This window comes from Sphingomonas pruni NBRC 15498, from assembly GCF_001598455.1.
Lineage (GTDB): Bacteria > Pseudomonadota > Alphaproteobacteria > Sphingomonadales > Sphingomonadaceae > Sphingomonas > Sphingomonas pruni.
In genome coordinates, this window is record NZ_BCYZ01000166.1 from 1 (window position 1) to 877 (window position 877).

Annotated in this window: 1 protein-coding gene; it reads right to left on the minus strand. The window is 68.8% G+C overall.

What is annotated here, in order from left to right; all coding sequences use genetic code 11:
- Positions 1 to 15: 15 nt before the first annotated feature.
- Positions 16 to 750 carry a 1-(5-phosphoribosyl)-5-[(5-phosphoribosylamino)methylideneamino]imidazole-4-carboxamide isomerase gene (gene hisA, locus SPR01S_RS21060; protein WP_066593821.1) on the minus strand — a complete coding sequence of 245 codons (735 nt, stop codon included), beginning with the start codon at positions 748 to 750 and terminating at the stop codon, positions 16 to 18.
- Between the last annotated feature and the right edge of the window lie 127 nt (positions 751 to 877).

The following is an 877-nucleotide window of genomic DNA, read 5'->3' on the forward strand; positions in this document are numbered from 1 at the left end:
GGGGAGAGGGAATACTCACGCCGCTTCCGCCACGGATATCGCCGTCGCGAGGTCGAGCCGGCCGTCGTACAGCGCGCGGCCGGTAATGACCCCCTCGATCCCGTCGCGGGCGTGGAGCGCCAGGATGTGAATGTCGGCGATCCCGCCGACGCCGCCCGATGCGATTACCGGGATGTCGACCGCGCGCGCGAGATCGACCGTCGCCTGGACGTTGCAGCCCTTGAGCAGGCCGTCGCGTCCGACATCGGTGAACAGCAGGGCGGCGACCCCGGCATCCTCGAACCGCCGCGCCATATCCTCGACCGACACGTCCGAGACATCCGCCCAGCCGCGCGTCGCGACCATACCGTCCCTGGCGTCGACCGCGACGACGATGCCGCCCGGGAAATCGCGCGCGGCATCGCGCACCAATTCGGGATTATCGAGCGCGGCGGTGCCAATCACCAACCGCGAGACGCCCACGTCGAACCATCCCTCGATCGCAGTGCGGTCGCGGATCCCACCGCCCAATTGGACATGGCCCGGGAAAGCAGCGACCACCGCGCGGACGACGGCGCCATTGACCGATTTGCCCGCGAACGCGCCGTCGAGGTCGACCATATGCAGGTGCTGCGACCCGGCCGCGGCGAACGCCATTGCCTGCGCCACTGGATCGTCGCCATAGATCGTCGCACGGTCCATATCGCCCTCGGCCAGGCGCACTACATTGCCGCCCTTGAGGTCGATCGCCGGGAAAATGATGAGGGACACTAAAATTCCTCCCCGGCGCAGGGAGGGGGACCGCCAGCCGCAAGGCTGGTGGTGGAGGGGGTCCTCCACAAGCTGTAGCCGATGTGGAGGGTCCCCTCCACCGCGCCGCTTCGCGTCGCGGTCCCCC